Source organism: Collinsella sp. AM18-10, from assembly GCF_003471585.1.
Taxonomy (GTDB): Bacteria; Actinomycetota; Coriobacteriia; order Coriobacteriales; family Coriobacteriaceae; genus Collinsella.
The window spans coordinates 68696-85036 of record NZ_QRJO01000007.1; the positions used below are offsets into that span (position 1 = coordinate 68696).

Consider the following 16341-nt stretch of genomic DNA (forward strand, 5'->3'; position numbering starts at 1 on the left):
AGATGGTAAACCCCCTGTAAACTCTTGACCTGCGGGTTTATATTGGTTTAGAGGGGGTGTAACTCCGTGAACGGTCTTTAATCCCGAATAAACTAGGTAAAAATTGCATACGGGTGAATGATGGTCTTGTCAACACGAGGCGTGATGTTCGAGCGCCTCATAGTAATAGTCGGCAAGACCGGCGGAAAGGAAATCGACATGGCACTGCCTAAGGATTTCATCGACACCAACGACTTCACCAAAGAGCAGATCCTGGCTATCGAGGATCTTGGCCTGGCAATGAAGAAGGCCATCAAGGTTGACGGTTATTATCCGCACCTGCTCCGCAACAAGAGCCTTGGCATGATCTTCCAGCAGGTCTCCACCCGCACTCGTCTTTCCTTCGAGACCGCTATGACCGACCTCGGCGGTCATGCTCAGTTCTATGGCCCTGGCACCATCCAGCTCGGCGGTCACGAGTCCCTGGGCGACACCGCTCGCGTTATGGGCTCGCTGCTCGACATCATGATGGCTCGCGTTGACCGTCACAAGGACGTCGTCGGCCTCGCCGAGGGCTCTGCTGTGCCCGTCATCAACGGCATGTCCGAGTTCAACCACCCCACGCAGGAGATGGGCGACCTCATGACCATGCTCGAGAACCTCCCCGAGGGCAAGAATATCGAGGACTGCACCCTGGCCTTCATCGGCGACGCCACCCAGGTCTGCGTCTCCCTCATGTTCATCGCCTCCAAGGTCGGCATGAAGTTTGTCCAGTTTGGACCCAAGGGCCACCAGATCCCCGACGGCGGCCTGCACGTTGGCACCGTTGAGGAGCGCGCCGAGTTCGGCAAGCAGATGATGGCCATCGCCGAGGAGAACTGCAAGGTCTCCGGTGGCTCCGTCGTCATCTCCGACGACATCGAGTGCATCAAGGGCGCCGACTTCATCTACACCGACGTGTGGTATGGCCTGTACGACGAGGAGGTCTCGGGCGAGAACTACATGGACGTGTTCTACCCCAAGTATCAGGTCACCATGGACATGATGAACTTCGCCGGCCCCAGCTCCAAGTTCATGCACTGCCTGCCGGCCACCCGCAATGAGGAAGTCGTCGACGAGGTCATGGACGATCCCGAGCGCTCCCTGTGCTGGGTCGAGGCCGAGAACCGCAAGCACTCCATCCGTGCTCTCCTTGCCGCCCTGGGCAAGCGCACTCCGCTCAACGACGAGGGTGTCGAGTACTCCGCCAAGGCTGAGCTCCACGCCGCTCTCGAGGCTCTCGAGCAGCTCTAAGCCCCAAGACGCCTAAAAGCACGTTTGCGGGCGGCGGATGCTCGTCTCCTGTCGCCCGCTCACCGAGGCCCAAGCAATTGCCTTAGTACCTTAGGGCCTCGGATCTGTCCAAGACTGAGCGAAGGAGCTCATTATGAGCGACGGAAAGAAAAAGCTTTCCTTCTTGACGGTCATTTCGACCATCATCTGCGTCGTCTTCGTTTGCGAGGCCGCCGCTCCTGCTGCTGCCATTGGCAACCAGCAGTTCTTCTGGTGGATCTTCCTGATCCTGACCTTCCTGCTCCCTTATGGCATGGTTGTCGCCGAGCTCGGCACCACCTATGACGGCGAGGGCGGCATTTACGACTGGGTGCGCGATGGCCTGGGCGACAAATGGGGCGCCCGCATCTCGTACTACTACTGGGTCAACTACCCGCTGTGGATCGCCTCGCTGGCTACCATGTTCCCCGACATTTTGGGCATGGTCTTTGGCATCGAGTTCAACTTGATCGCCAAGATGGGTATCGATCTTGCCTTTGTGTGGATCGTCTACCTCATGGGCCGCTCCAAGGCGGCCGACTCCGAGTGGGTCCTTAACGGTGGCGCCATCATCAAGGTCGCCGTCGCCGTTATCGTTGGCGCTTTGGGCATTTGGTATGCCATGGAGAACGGTTTTGCGAACGACATGTCCGCTGCCACCTTCCTGCCCGAGCTCACCAACACCAACGCTCTCGGCTACCTGTCGATCATCATCTTTAACTTCATGGGCTTCGAGGTCATCTGCACCATGACCGACGACATGGCCGATCCCGCTCGCGATATCCCCAAGGCTATTATCGTCGGTGGCCTGTCCATCGCCGTGATCTATCTGTTCGCTGGCTTTGGCATCGGCGCTGCTGTGCCGGCCGATTCCATCGACCCCGACTACGGCATGATCGTCGCAGTCCAGACCATGGTGGGCGACTCCATGATCTTTAAGGTCATCTGCATCGCCTTCCTGATCACCCTGTTCGCCAACATGGCCGCTTGGTCCTTCGGCGTTAACTCCGTCGCTCGCTACGCTGCCGAGCACGGCAACATGCCCAAGGTCTTCGCCTCGATGATCTCGGATGACGATATGCCCAACGGCGCCAACCTGGTCAACGCCATCGTTGCCTCCCTGGTGCTGTGCCTGCAGCTGGTTCCCATCGACGCCATCTCCAACGGTGTTTTCTGGATGCTCTTCGGCACCTCCGTCGTCTTCCTGCTGCTCACCTATATCCCGATGTTCCCGGCGTTCCTCAACCTTCGTAAGAACGACCCCAACCGCGAGCGCATCTTCACGTTCCCGTTTAAGGGTGCCATGATGAAGGTCATGCTGGCCATCCCTTGCATCGAGCTGATCCTGGCCATCGTTGCAACGCTGGTGCCGCTCTCTGCCGCTGAAATTGGCGACAAGCTCCCGATGATCGTTATCTTCATCGTGCTTCTGCTCATCGGCGAGGTTGTCCGCGTCGTCAGCGCCAAGGGCCGCGAGACCGAGTACAAGGGCCTCACTCCCGAGCTGGCAGCTCAGCGTCTCGCTGGGGAGGCCGCCGAGGCCGAGGAGAACTAGAGCACCCGGTTCTGGGGCTCCAACCCTCCTCGCGTACCAACGTGCGCTTCGTCGGGCTTGTCGCTCCCGACTCCGGGCACTTTAGCCTCTTCGGAGACGTGCCCAAGCGACAAATTTGCTCACTATTTCCTGGGGCGGGTGCGAGCGATAGCTCCGGTAACCACCGCCCGCCCCAACCTCTCTCTTTCGTATCCTTCGTGCGTTTTGTCTCCGCGCACCGGGTTACGTCGTCGCTTGCCGGTGCGATTCCGTGAAAACCGGCGCCGGGCGCCCCGACCTTTGCCGGGGAACGGGCGCCTACCATCTCTTGGTTTTAGGCTGCGGGTAATCCGCCCGCGGCAAACGATCGTTCGATTTGGAGGAAATCTTATGCGTACGATCACCGAGTCCGAGTCCACCCCCAAGGCCGACGGCTTCTTTATGCCCGCCGAGTTCGCCCCGCAGGATCGCGTGTGGATGGGCTGGCCCCACCGCACCGACACCTGGGCCCACGGCGCCAAGCCTGCTCAGAAGCAGTATGCCGCCATCGCCCGCGCCATCTCCGAGTTCACCCCGGTCTATATGTGCGCCAACCAGGTCGACTATGCCAACTGCAAGGCCGTCTTCGAGAACGACGAGAACGTCACCGTTATCGAGATGACCACCGACGACGCTTGGTTCCGCGACACTGCCGCCACCTACGTCATCAACGGCAAGGGCGAGAAGCGTGCCAACCACTGGCACTTCAACGCCTACGGCGGTCTCGTCGATGGCCTCTATTTCCCGTGGGACAAGGACGAGCAGATCGCCCTTAAGATGGCTGAGCTCTCCGGCTGCCGTCGCTATCGTCCCGATGACATGATTCTCGAGGGCGGCTCCATCACCGTCGACGGCGAGGGCACCCTTGTCGTGACCGACCAGTGCCTGCTTTCCCCGGGCCGCACCTGCTCTGCGGTGCTCGAGGAGGAAGAGGATCCCGAGTCCATCTGGCCCAAGTTCAAGAAGAAGTTCGAGCCCTGGAGCGAGGAGCTCCGCGCCTACATGGACGAGCACCTCAAGGATTACCTGGGCGTCGAGAAGGTCATCTGGGTCAAGGAGGGCATCGACCCCGAGGAGACCAACGGCCACATCGACGACGTCGCCACGTTCATCGCCCCGGGCGTCATGGCCTGCATCTGGACCGACGATCCCGAGTATCCGTTCTACGAGCAGTGCCACGCTGCCTACGAGACCCTCTCCAACGCCGTTGACGCCAAGGGCCGCAAGATGAAGGTCTACAAGCTCTGCATGCCCGTGAACCCGCTGTTCATGGACCAGGCCTCCTGCGACACCATCGACGCCGACGAGAACGCCGAGCCGCGCGTCCCCGACGAGCCGCTGATCGCGTCCTACATGAACTACCTGGTCACCAACCACGGCGTCATCGTCCCGCAGTACGGCGACGAGAACGACCAGCTGGCCGTCGACACGCTCCAGAAGATCTATGACGAGGTCTGGGGCGAGGGCGTCTACAAGTGCGTCGGCGTCCAGTCCGAGCAGGTCGTCTTCGGTGGCGGCAACATCCACTGCATTACCCAGCAGGAGCCGTCCGCTTAATCGTCTGACTTTCCGAGGCGCCCCATCTCGCCGCTCAAACCGTCGCTCGCGTACCAAAGTACGCTTCGCTCCTCTTTCGCGGCGACCTGGGGCACCTCGAAAACCCAGCCGATCAATCGGACAATCGGCGAATCGAACCATCTTGGGGCATTGATGGTCGGCTTGCCCGATGTCTTGGTCGGTTGGGTTTTCTTTGGGCACTCCGTTGCCTCCACATCGGAGTGCCTTTTTTCTTTGATTGAATACGCGTCTGGCCTGGGATTTTTTGCGGGTTAGGCCAATTGTTCGCTTGAATTTCCCAGGTCAGACGCGTCTTCAATTGCCGAAAGTTCCCGGTCGCGAACGCGGCCGTTTTGATCGGAGTATCTATGTACCAGCGTATCGTCATCTACACGCGCCTGTTCCGCGAGCGTTGGTCCAACATCTGCATCCTCTCCTCTCTTTGGGATGGCACCTGTACCGGTGACGCGGCCTGCAACCCTACCTTGGGCTGCGCCTTCGGTACAGATGCCATCCTTTTTGCTGTAGGGGGAGCGTGCCGTGGCAGGTAAAAAGTTCTCCCTGTTCGAGGTCATCCTCTCGGTTATCTGCGTCGTGTTTACCATTGAGGCGGCGGCTCCGGCATCTGCCATGGGTAACGTGCAGTTCTTCTGGTGGATCTTCCTTATCATTACGTTTTTGCTTCCCTATGGCCTGGTGGTGGCCGAGCTGGGCACGGCGTTCGATTCCGAGGGCGGCCTGTACGACTGGGTACGTCTGGGCTTGGGTGACCGTTGGGGTGCCCGCTGCTCCTGGTGCTACTGGGTCAACTTTCCGCTGTGGGTGGCAAGTATCGCCTGCATGTTCCCCAGTGTCATTAATGCGGTGTGGGGTATCGAGTTTTCACTCGGGATCCGAATTGCCATCGAGCTTGCCTTTGTGTGGGGCGTCACGGTTATGGCGATGCACCCGGTGGCCGAGGCCGATTGGGTCATGGACGGCGGTGCCGTCATCAAGGTGCTCATTACCGCCGTGGTGGGAATCGTCGGCATCTGGTTTGCCTGCAATAACGGCTTTGCCAACGACATGTCGTTTAAGACCTTCATTCCAGATCTGGGCGACACCAATTCGTTGACGTACCTATCGATCATCCTATTCAACTTTATGGGCTTCGAAGTGGTCGCGACCTTTGCCAGCACGATGAAAAACCCGTCGCGCGATATCCCCAAGGCGGTTATCGCCGGTGGCGTTGCCATTGCGGCAATTTACATCATTTGCGGCATCGGCATTGGGGCTGCGGTTCCCACCGAGCAGCTTTCGCTCGATTCGGGCATTGTGGACGCGGTCGCCGCCATGGTGGGGCGCGCTCACCCGCTGACTATGGTCGTGGGCGTGGCCTTTTTGGTGACGCTGTTCGCCAACATGATCTGCTGGAGTTTTGGCGTCAACAATGTGGCGAGCTATGCCGCGCGCCATGGCAACATGCCGCGCCCCTTTGCGTTGGTGTCCAAGAGGACCGGCATGCCCAATGGCTCGGCACTCATTAACGGTTGTTTTGCCAGCTTGGTGCTGCTACTTCAGATTCCGCTGGGCGAAGGTTCCGACGTCTTTTGGGTCTTCTTCTCGATGAACGTCGTCTTTCTGCTCATGAGCTATATCCCGATGTTCCCGGCGTTTTGGCGCCTGCGTAAATACGACGGCCGCCCGCGTGTGTTCCGCGCGCCCTTCGAGGGCAAGGTGCTTGCGGTAGCGCTTGCGGTGCCGGTGGTAGAGCTCGTGCTTTCGATTGTTGCTACGATTGTGCCGCTCAACAGCTCACCTGCCGAGATGGCAAAGTTGCCGATTCTCGCGGGCGTAGTGATTGGCCTGTTATTGGGCGAGGTTTCGCGCCTCATATCGCGCCGCGGCCGCAGCGTCGACAATCCCGGCGTTGGTGCAAGGGAATCAGGTTTCTTTGCACCAAAACAGTAGCGCCGCGAGTTGCGCAGCGCTTGCTGTGTCTTGGATTACTGCTCGCAGTGCTCGGGATCAGAAGCGAGCTTAGGCGCAAAGTAGGGAACGTGGCCCAGGTAGGGGCAGCTGTCCGAACGCGCCTCAACGGCGCAGGGGACATCGTCGTAGGTCATGGAAGAACCGAGTCGGGTGATGGCCTTGGCGGCGGGCGCGACGAGCATCTTGAGCGGAGCGATCGGTGTCATGGCATCTCCTTTCATCGGTGAGACACAGCTTGTTTATCTAAACGATACAGTACGTTTAATCGGTGAGTCTAATCTTGCGGCAAAGAATCTGTCAACATCCTCACAGCATCTGAACAGGGGGGGACATGAGCTTCGCATTCTATATCTACACCACAATTATCATGGGTGTGGCTCTGGTGACCAGTGCCGTGGCATTGGTGGTTTGGCTCATGACGCGCCGTCGCGACAGCCTGGTGGCCGCGGCGGGCTTTTTGCTCTACATGCTCGATATGTCGGTCATTTTTTTTGACGAGTACAATCGGCTCAAATACGACTACGCTGTTACCTTTAGCGAGCCGTTGCAGCACCCCTTGCTGCGCTGCGTGCTCGGTATTGCCATCTATGCCTGCGTGGTACTGTGGATGTTTGCGCGCTTGCGCAAAAGGCCGACGTCGCGCATGCTCGGACTTGCTATCGTGCCGTTTTCAATCTTGCAATTGGTGCTGGTGCCTCGCAGCGGTGCTGCCGGAGAGATGCAGCAGTATCTCTTTTGGCTCACGCGTGACCTGGGCAATGTAGGATGTCTTGCCTATGCCGCCTGGCATTACCGGCACAGGGCCACGCGTGTTGAGAAACTCGACCTCGACCGCTCAAAGCTCTTTTGGAAGGTGGCACTCGTTCTTGCGTTTTGCGTAATCGCCGAGGACACCTACATGATTTTGCTCTGCCGCCCCGACTCTCAAAACCCCGTCATCAGCCTCTTTTTGTGGTATCTGTCCGAGCGCAATATCTCCGAAAACGTGCTGCTCGTGGCATGCGCGGTCCAACTCTTTTGCCAGTTTAGCCATATCCTGCGCGTGTATGCCCGTCATCCGCGTGCCGATGAGGACGTGGCGGCCGAGAGCGCACGCTCTGGGGACGATCTAGCATCACGCGTTGTGATCTTTGCCGATGCCCATAAGCTGTCGCGGCGCGAGCAGGAGGTGCTCACGCTGGTGCTGAAGGGCAACGACGCCCAAAACATCGCCAGCGAGTTGGTCATCAGCCCTGGCACTGTCAAGGCGCACTTGCATCGCATCTACGTTAAAAGCGGTGTCTCCAACCGAGATGACCTCATAGATGCCTTTTGGCGTTCCTAGTCCTATTCTTCCTTGCATGCGGGTCTTGCCGTGTGGGCGGGCACGCCGTTGGGCGTAATGACGCGGTAATAATCCCAGACAATAAACCTGCAGGTAAAGCGTGTAAACCTGCTTAAACTGACCGTTTGCGATTCCTGGCCTTGGCACGGATTTGCCCCTGTGTATCAATGGGTGTAGCGCGAAGCCGCGGACGTGGGACAGACGTCCGAGCACAGCTTGTAGGCATGCGCCGATGCGGGAGCGCTACGCTCCCAACCGAGTGCCCACGCGGGCGGTGCGTCCGCGTTGCAACCAAAGATGCCTGAGGAGGCTCACATGGACAAGGCTGATGTAGTTATCAAGAGCAACACCGTTTTTACCGGCGATGGGCTCGAACCGTTTAAGGGCGGCGTTGCCGTGCGTGGCGATAAGATCGTTGCCTGCGGTGACGATGCCCACTTGGCGCCGTTTATCGGCCCCGATACTGAGGTGCGCGACTTTGGCGATCAGCTCGTTATGCCTGGCCTGATTGACTCGCACACGCATTTTGCTCAGGGTGCGTTTATGACCGACCCCGATTTTGCCGTCAACCTTATCGATTGCACCAGTTTTGAGATGGCGATGGAGCGTGTCGTGGCGTTTGCGAACGCCCATCCCGATAATGAGTGGATTCTGGGCTGCCAAATCATTCAGTTCCAGTGGGATATCCCCGAGATGCCCACGGCTGCGATGATTGACAAATACATCTCGGACCGTCCGGTATTTTTGCAGCAGGTCGACATGCATACGTTTAGTGCCAATACCTGCGCTATCGAGAAAGTCGGCATTACTACCGAGACGGCCGATCCTACAGGCGGCAAGATCCTTAAGGATGCCGACGGCAACCTGACGGGCGTGTTTTCCAACAATGCCGGCTCCTTCTTTATGGATGAGGTCTACGACCCAGCGCCCGAGGTTGTTGACGCGTCGTTTGCAAAAACCGCCCGGCGCGCCAATGCCTTGGGAATCACTACGGTCGGCATGGTCAATCCTACGTTTGTGAGCATGGAAAACCCGTATGCGGTGTTGGCAGGTCTTAATGCCAAGGGCGACTTGCCACTGCGCGTGTTCCTGTACACCGATCTGTTCGAAAACGAGTCCTTAACGCTCGAGCAGATCAAGGAGAAATACGCCTTCTCGGGTACGCAGGTCGAGTGGCACGGCTTTAAGCAGTTTCTTGATGGCGTGTGCTCCGACCACACCGCTTGGATGCTTGAACCCTATTCCAACGCGCCCGATACCTGCGGTGAGCCCGCGGAGGATCCAGAGCGCATCCGTGCCGCCATTGTCAGGGCGCAGGAATGGGGCGTTGACACACGCGTCCATACGATCGGCGATCGCTCGGTGCGTTTTGTGCTTGATTGCTTTGAGGAGGGCGAGCGCTTGCATGGTAAGCGGGGTTGCCGCCACTCCATGGAGCACAACGAGACGGTTCAGCCCGAGGATCTGCCGCGCTACGCGGAGCTTGGTATATGCCCCGGCATGCAACCGTGGCACATGCTGCTCGATATGGCTGACCTTGCCAAGGACGATGCCGTGGGCCCCGAGCGTGCAGCGCTTTCGTGGCCCCTGCACAGCCTGCTTGCAAGCGGTGCCGTGGTGCACTTGGGCAGCGACTTCCCCGTTGTGGGCTTGGAGCCCATGGAGGAGGTGTACGGCGCAGTCTTCCGCATGCTCGAGGACGGTTCCAACCCAGAAGGGTGGTTCCCGCAGGAGCGCATCACCATGGCCGAGGCCCTGCGCGCCTACACCTACGGCAGCGCCTACGCCATGCATGCCGAGGATCGCATCGGTACGCTCGCATGCGGCAAACAGGCTGATATCTGTGTGCTCGACCGCAACCTCTTTGACTGCGAACCGGCTGAGGTCCTCGAGGCCACGGCGTCTCTCACGATGATTGCCGGCAAGGTGGTCTACGAGGCCTAGCGGGGCTGCTGCATCGCTGGGCGGTGCCACAGCCTGTGCGTGCCGCCCATCCATCCATCCATTCATCAATCTCTCATGGAAAGGGGAGAACAATGGCAGAAGAAACAACCGCCGCTGTTGAGGAGGAGCGTGAGCTTGCCTCGCAGCCGATTCCCGGCCTGGTGCGCAAGTACACCATCATCACCGGCCAGGGTATGCTTGCCCAAATCATCATGGTGGTCCTGGAGGGCCTTGTCATGGGCTGGGGCTTGGGTGCCCACGGCCTGGCCTGTGTCTCGATCATCATGTCGGTCGAGTACATTAACCTGGCCTTTGGTAACCTGTTTGGCACCGGCGTGCCCGCCGTGGTGGGCAACCTTTTGGGTGCCGGCGACATTAAGGGCGCCAGCAAGGCGTTTAGCCAGGGCTTTTGGCTTACCACGATTGTGAGTGTGCTGCTTGCTGTGGTGATGGCTGTGTTTACCGAGCCCATCTGCGCATTCTTCGGTGCCACGCCCGACATCATGGCCGATACCGTTGCCGGCGTGCGCACCTTCTCCGTGCTGCTGCCGCTCACGGTCATTGGTCAGATGGTCACCGCCGTCATGCGTGTGGACGAGAAGGTTCAGATCCAGGCCAACCTCATGACCGTGTCTGCCATCGTCGCTATCTGCTGGCTTGCGCTTTCCACGTTTGTACTCAAGCTTGGCGTTATGGGAGCTGGCGTGTACTACGGTCTTTCCATCGGTATCTGGGCCATCGGTATCTTCTGGTTCATCGGTGGTAAGAAGTCGCAGCTCCAGATCAGCGCCGCCGACCTCAAACTCGACATGGCCATCTGCGGCCAGATCATCAAGATTGGTTTCCCGTTCTTTTTGGTGCAAGCTGCCACGTTCATCTTCAACACCGTTGCCAACTCGTTGCTTGGCCAGCTCGGCGGCGACATGGGTTCGCTCTACATCGCGGCCTTTGGTGTGATCAACGGCTATATCCTCTACATAACCATGATGGTCGCCCAGTGCTTCTCGTACGGCCTGCAGCCCATTGCCGCCTTCAACGCCGGCGCCAAGGCGTGGACGCGCCTCAAGGAAACGCTCTCTTGCACGCTTAAGTACCAGGTCGTGACGCTTGCTGCGGTGTCTGCTGTGCTATGGGTGGCCGCAACGCCGGTCTGCGCCTTTTTTGCTGGTAGCGACCCGGCGCTCGTCGAGGTTGCCGCCACCGCCACGCGCATCGTTATCCTGGCCGTGGCCCTGGGCTATCTTGCCATGACCATGTCGATGTACTTCCAGGCGGTTGAGAAGGTGGGTATCGCCACGTTCACCGGTCTGCTTCGCTACGTGATCTGCTCCGTGCCGCTTATGTACCTGCTTGGCAACATGATGGGCGTTCAGGGTGTCTGGTTTGCCTTGGTGGCGGCTGACGCCATCACTGGTCTTATCTCCATCGCCCTCGCCGTCCGCGAATCTAAGCGACTTGCCACGCTCTAGACTCGGACACGGCCGGCGCGCGATAGTCGAATAAGTCAACTCGTCTGCAAGCCACCACAATGGGGACAGTTCCCATTGTGGTGGTTATTGTTATTTAGGGTCCGAGATTTCGGTTCTATAAATAACGCTTCTGAACTGGGCTACTATAAGATTGTGGAAAACACTACTACAAGATTATGGTAATTACCGAGGACCTTTTATTAGATTTCATCCCTTTAGGGCCTCAGGTTTTTCTGCAAACAAAGGCTGCATGTTGATATCCGCTTGGCCGATAACAGTTGGTCAACATCATCTGTTATCGGCCAAGTCATTTACAACTGGCTCGTCCGCCGTTTGTAAACCAAAGTGGATCCATGCCGTCCCGAGGGGGAGTGCACTACGGCTGCAGCAGCGCCATGAGACCCATGCGGTTTTTGACGCCGAGTTTGCGGTAGATGGCGTTGACGTGCTTTTTGACGGTCGACTCGGAGATATAGAGCTCAACAGCTATCTCGTGGTTGGTCTTGCCGGTGAGCATGAACTTGAGGACCTCGCCTTCGCGGGGGAGCAGAGCGGCCTTGATGGCAAGCACGCTGGCGGGGCTTTCATCTGCGCCCTCGGCATACCCGTGTGGGAGTAGCTGATGCAGGCGCACGCTCAGGTGCCGGGCAATCTGGCGGAGGATCTCGAGCTCCGAATCGGTAAAGTCGCCGTCTTGCTCGGCGCGGAACAGCGTAATCGAGCCGAGCGGCGTGGCCTTGTGCGCCAGTGTGGCCGTGCAGCCATAATAAATTCCCAGGGGCTGCATCCATTCCAGGTAGATGGGCGTGCCATTGCGGCGCTCGACATCCACCAGGTCCAGATCGCGATATACATCGACCACCCGCGTGTCAAAGCTCCAAATGGTGTAGTCATACGCGGCGTAGCGTTCGTAATAATCATCAAGCGCCTGTGCGGACATTCCGTATGCGACGGGGCGAACAAATTGCGTTTGTCCGTGAGCCCCCGTCTGGGCGATATCGAACATCGAGACACGGTGCGCAATCACGTCTGCGATGCGTTTGAGTAGGCCTTCCTGCAGTGCGCTGAGCGACCCCTGCTCATGTGTCCACAGCGCGCATTCGTTGAGAGCGGTCCAATCTTGAGCAAAGAGCTCAACGTTCTGGTTATCTGCGTTGTTCGCATGTGTCATGGGGAGTCCTTTCGTGCCATCTAGCCAGTATGGCATGCGTGCCGGTCCACTAGAACTTTAGGTCAGTGAACGGTCGACTTTTGGCTGCCGAATGGGTACCCAAGGTCCATTGAGACGCCGTTGTCGCCGCAGCACAATGGGGGTGTCATCAAACAGGTTCGACCCAAAGTGAGGAGCCAACATGAAGACCATTTACGAGAGCGAATCAACGCCCAAAAAAGACGGTTTCTATATGCCCGGCGAGTATGAGGAGCAGGAGCGTACCTGGATTCTGTGGCCGCACCGCTCCGACGTGTGGCGCTGCGGCGCCAAGCCGGCGCAGAAGGTCTTCGCTGAGATCATCAAGACCGTTGCACGTTTTCAGCCCATCACTGTGGGCGTCAACACCGAAGACTTCCCCGCGGTGTGTGAGATCTTCGACGGCGTTGAGAACGTGCGCGTTATCCACATGGAGTACAACGACAGCTGGATTCGCGACCCCGGCCCGGCGTTCCTCGTTAATGACAATGGTGAGGTTGCTCTTTCGCACTTCCACTTTAATGCTTACGGCGGTTTCACTGACGGCCTGTATTTCCCGTGGGACAAGGACGCTTCCATTGGCCTGCAGGTGGCACAGCTCGAGCAGGTTAACCGCTATCGTCCCGAGGATTATATCCTCGAGGGCGGCTCGTTCAACTGCGACGGCCAGGGCACCGTGGTGACCACCGAGATGTGCCTGCTCAATGAGGACCGCAACCCCCAGTACACCAAGGAGCAGATCGAGGAGAAGCTTGCCGAGTACCTGGGCATCGAGAAGGTCATTTGGATCAAGGATGGCATCGACCCGTTTGAGACCAACGGGCACGTGGACGACGTCGCATGCTTTAGTGCGCCCGGCGAGGTCTGCTGCATGTGGACCGATGATCCCAACCATAAGTTCTACAAGGAGTGCCAAGAGGCGTATAAGACGCTTTCCGAGACGACGGATGCCCGTGGCCGCAAGCTCAAGATCCACAAGGTGATTATGCCTGCGACCTCGGTATATATGACCGAGGAGGAAGCCAGCACGATTGACCCCGTCGAGGGCGTGCTGCCGCGTACCCCCGAGGATGCTTTCGAGCCGAGCTACCTCAACTTCCTGCCCATCAACGGCGCAGTGCTTGTACCGCAGTTCGGCGATCCCAATGACGCCCAGGCGCTCAAGGATATCCAGGCTGCTTATCCGGACCGTGAAGTCATCGGTATCATGACTCGCGAGGTTATCTACGGCGGCGGCAACATCCACTGCATCACCCAGCAGCAGCCCAAGGCGCGCTGTAAGTAGAGGCGGTTGCACGGCACACGGGGTAGTGTCGATATGACCTGGGGCCCGCTGGCGCACACGCTGGTGGGCCCTTTTGCGTGCGGCGGGCAGCATTGCACGCGGGCGCTCGGGTCTAAGCGAGGGTACCAGGGGGGCCTTGCTTATCGTCGATAGTTGGTCTAGAATCGTCGATAGTCGATGATAGGGGGTAACATGCAGCTTGTTGAAAGTGAGACCGTGGAGTTCAAGTGCACATTTACCCCTAAGCTGCTCAAAGCTGTGGTGGCGTTTGCCAATTCGAATGGCGGTACCTTGTATATCGGAATCGACGATTTTGGCAGCATCGTCGGCGTGGACGATATCGATGCCACCATGCTTCAATGCTCTAATGCAATAACCGATGGCGTGTATCCCGACGTTTCTGAAATCACGACGGTCTCCGCATTGGACATCGATGGCGCAGCGTTGGTGAAAATCGAGGTGGAAGCGGGTCCTTACAAGCCGTACTGCCTGTGCTCGAAGGGATTTGTTCCGGCCGGGGTATATCGGCGCCTGGGTCCTGCCAACGTGCCCATCGAGATGGCCCAGATCCGCTCGATGATCAAGCGCACCGACGGCGATTATTTTGAGACCGGGCGCTCTCATGAACAGAGCTTGACGTTTTTTGAAGCCGAGCGGGTCTTTAGGCGTGCGGAGATTACGTTTGACCAAACCTCTCAAAAGAATCTCGGCCTTATCGATGAGCTGGGCTTTTACACCAATTTGGCACTGCTGGTCTCTGACCAAAACCCCTTTGCAGTCCGCGCTGGCCTCTTCAACGACGATGCGTATACCGAGTTTATCGACCGTCAGGATGGCGAGGGCTCGATCTTCAGGCAGATAGAGGATATCGAACGGTTCCTCAATATATCGAACGCAACGCGTATGTACTTTGTGCCGGGAAGACTCGATCGCATAGATAAGGACGACTATCCCCGCGAGGCTGTTCGAGAGGGAATTCTGAACCTGTTTATCCATCGCGACTACGAATCTTCGGTGGCGTCTCTTATCAAGATGAGCCGTACGGCGCTTGAATTTACCAATGCGGGAGGGCCGCAGCACATCAGCGTCGAGGAGGCGCTTGCGGGCGGCTCGGACGCTCGGAATCCAAAGCTGCAACTGCTCTTTTTGCGCTTGGGGATGGTTGAGGCGTTTGGAACGGGCCTCAAGGGGATCCGTGCGCTCTATGAGGCGGAAGGGTTGGAACCCGAGGTCTGCGCCTACCCTGCAATGTTTAGGTTGTCGCTGCCCAACGTCAATGCCGTGCGCAATTCCTATCTGACGCCTCGTGGCAATAGCGGTCCCAACTTGCGTGGGGATTACAGCGATTATGCGCAGCTCGAGCGGGAAGGGGCGCTGCCGCCCGATGTTTCGCAAGCGTTTGCATCCGTGCGAGCGCAGCGAGAGGGGCACGTGTCGATGAATGGCGACTGCGGCCACGAGGTGCGTGCCAAGCTCGTGGAGGAGCTTGGCTTTGATGTTGCGTGCAAGGCGTCCGCGATGCTACAGGATGTCTCGGACGAGCGACGTGGTGGATACGCTCGCACCTTGATTCGCTTTGCCCTTGAGCGGCCCCGCGGCTTTACGCGCCAGGATGCCTCGGACGTTCTGGGAACTGGGCGCGACGTGACGCTGCGGGTTATCAACGGTTTGCTTGAGGAAGGCGCACTCGTTAAAGAGGGGCGCGCTCGGGCGACGAGATATCGCGCTATCGGGCAGGTTTAGGGACGGGCGGTCCGGCCCCCTGGGTTAATCTTGGGCAAAGGCCAAGTGCCGGGTTCCCGGCTCGCCTTGATTGAAGGGGTACTTAGAGCGTGCTTCCGTACATGTAGACGATAAATCCGTCGCCGGTGTCCTGGCTGTGATCCTCCAAGATGCGCTTCATGTTGAGGTGCTCGTAGAACTGCCAGTCGGAGTTGCAGTCGCTCATCAGGAAGAATTTGGTGCACCCGGCTTTGGCGAGTTCGGCGCGCGCAAGGTCGATGAGCGTACGGCCGAGCCCCTTGCCCTGCCATTCGGGCACGATGATGATCAGGTTGAGCTGGCCCTGGGCATATTCGTTGCCCGTGGCGGCAAAGCGGTCGGCTGTTGCCTTCTCGCGGCTATCGCCAAAGAGCGAGCCTTCGAGCTTGGCATCGGCGGTCTTTGCCATCTCGGTTGCCTGGACGAACATCTCGTTGTAGCAGGGCTCCCACGTGGGATTGGTGCGTGGTTTGCCGTCTTCGAAGATGCCGATGCAGCAAGCGGCGATGATGCGGCCTTCAGCTTCGGCAACGAGCGCGATGGGGGAGCGCTGCAGCTGCATGGCGATGTTAAAGCGCGCACAGAAATCGGCGGCTTCGACGTCGCCTCGGTTGCGCAGCGTGTTGCACCACAGCTGGTTGTAGATGGCGGCGATGCCGGCCAGGTCATCGAGCGTGGCGGCACGCAGAGTTACGGTGTCAAGGCTCATGGGGGCTCCTTCCAAGTTGGGTCAGGCCACCCCTGAGCGTGACATGGCGACATCGTTGCCGCATCAACCATTCGGCAGACGAGCGCCGATACCTCGGGGACGGAGAGGTGGCAATTGGGTAGTCATTGGGGACGTTCTTAAACGACTAGTCAAACAAGAGCGTCCCCAACGACTACTTTAAGGAATGTCCCAGACTGCCGGCAGAGACGATATGAGCAGGACATAAAACATGGCTCTGTTAGACCAGGATTGACATTCCGCCCCATCAT

Annotated in this window: 14 protein-coding genes; 10 read left to right on the top strand and 4 right to left on the bottom strand. The window is 58.5% G+C overall.

All coding sequences use genetic code 11. The annotated features are described in order from the left end of the window. Window positions 1–198 precede the first annotated feature (198 nt). The 3 genes from ptcA to DW211_RS06195 all read left to right on the top strand — a co-directional run bounded on the left by ptcA (window position 199) and on the right by DW211_RS06195 (window position 4420). A complete protein-coding gene (ptcA, locus tag DW211_RS06185) occupies window positions 199–1272 on the top strand; it encodes a putrescine carbamoyltransferase (RefSeq protein ID WP_118259858.1) in 1074 nt (357 codons plus the stop codon). 133 nt (window positions 1273–1405) lie between these two features. Beyond that, window positions 1406–2845 (top strand): APC family permease, encoded by a 1440-nt coding sequence (locus DW211_RS06190; RefSeq protein ID WP_118259859.1) that lies wholly within the window; start codon window positions 1406–1408, stop codon window positions 2843–2845. 369 nt (window positions 2846–3214) lie between these two features. Further along, window positions 3215–4420: an agmatine deiminase family protein gene (locus tag DW211_RS06195; RefSeq protein ID WP_118256603.1), complete on the top strand. Its 1206-nt coding sequence runs from the start codon at window positions 3215–3217 to the stop codon at window positions 4418–4420. On the opposite strand, the gene DW211_RS06200 is transcribed toward DW211_RS06195, so the two are convergent. Then, window positions 4417–4635: a hypothetical protein gene (locus DW211_RS06200; protein WP_118259861.1), complete on the bottom strand. Its 219-nt coding sequence runs from the start codon at window positions 4633–4635 to the stop codon at window positions 4417–4419. The genes DW211_RS06195 and DW211_RS06200 overlap by 4 nt on opposite strands. Window positions 4636–4788: 153 nt before the next feature. On the opposite strand from DW211_RS06200, the gene DW211_RS10035 reads away from it, so the two are divergent. After that, entirely contained in the window at window positions 4789–4971 is a 183-nt protein-coding gene (locus tag DW211_RS10035) for a hypothetical protein (RefSeq protein WP_147357247.1), read from the top strand. Then, window positions 4961–6370, top strand: a complete 1410-nt coding sequence (locus tag DW211_RS06205; RefSeq protein WP_118259863.1) for an APC family permease — start codon at window positions 4961–4963, stop codon at window positions 6368–6370. The genes DW211_RS10035 and DW211_RS06205 overlap by 11 nt, the downstream gene beginning before the upstream one ends. A 35-nt stretch (window positions 6371–6405) precedes the next feature. Here the strand turns inward: DW211_RS06205 and DW211_RS06210 are convergent, their stop codons facing one another. Further along, the gene (locus DW211_RS06210; RefSeq protein WP_118259864.1) at window positions 6406–6597 is read right to left on the bottom strand and encodes a hypothetical protein; all 192 of its coding nucleotides are present in this window, start codon (window positions 6595–6597) and stop codon (window positions 6406–6408) included. Window positions 6598–6722: 125 nt separating this feature from the next. On the opposite strand from DW211_RS06210, the gene DW211_RS06215 reads away from it, so the two are divergent. From DW211_RS06215 to DW211_RS06225, 3 genes are all read left to right on the top strand, one after another. Further along, window positions 6723–7715, top strand: coding sequence for a helix-turn-helix transcriptional regulator (locus tag DW211_RS06215; protein ID WP_118259866.1), 993 nt, complete (start codon window positions 6723–6725; stop codon window positions 7713–7715). Between the two features lie 315 nt (window positions 7716–8030). Then, on the top strand, window positions 8031–9659 hold the full coding sequence (locus DW211_RS06220; RefSeq protein ID WP_158558646.1) for an amidohydrolase: 1629 nt from the start codon (window positions 8031–8033) through the stop codon (window positions 9657–9659). Between the two features lie 92 nt (window positions 9660–9751). Next, the gene (locus DW211_RS06225) at window positions 9752–11128 is read left to right on the top strand and encodes an MATE family efflux transporter (protein WP_117766513.1); all 1377 of its coding nucleotides are present in this window, start codon (window positions 9752–9754) and stop codon (window positions 11126–11128) included. 376 nt (window positions 11129–11504) lie between these two features. Here DW211_RS06225 and DW211_RS10400 read toward each other — a convergent pair whose 3' ends face one another. Then, window positions 11505–12299, bottom strand: coding sequence for a LuxR C-terminal-related transcriptional regulator (locus DW211_RS10400; RefSeq protein WP_304999786.1), 795 nt, complete (start codon window positions 12297–12299; stop codon window positions 11505–11507). A 181-nt stretch (window positions 12300–12480) separates the two neighbouring features. Between DW211_RS10400 and aguA the strand changes: the two genes are divergently transcribed. Further along, window positions 12481–13602 carry an agmatine deiminase gene (aguA, locus tag DW211_RS06235; RefSeq protein WP_118259867.1) on the top strand — a complete coding sequence of 374 codons (1122 nt, stop codon included), beginning with the start codon at window positions 12481–12483 and terminating at the stop codon, window positions 13600–13602. Between the two features lie 192 nt (window positions 13603–13794). After that, window positions 13795–15345, top strand: coding sequence for an RNA-binding domain-containing protein (locus DW211_RS06240; protein ID WP_158565379.1), 1551 nt, complete (start codon window positions 13795–13797; stop codon window positions 15343–15345). A gap of 82 nt (window positions 15346–15427) precedes the next feature. Here DW211_RS06240 and DW211_RS06245 read toward each other — a convergent pair whose 3' ends face one another. After that, window positions 15428–16072: a GNAT family N-acetyltransferase gene (locus tag DW211_RS06245; protein ID WP_118259869.1), complete on the bottom strand. Its 645-nt coding sequence runs from the start codon at window positions 16070–16072 to the stop codon at window positions 15428–15430. Window positions 16073–16341: the final 269 nt, after the last annotated feature.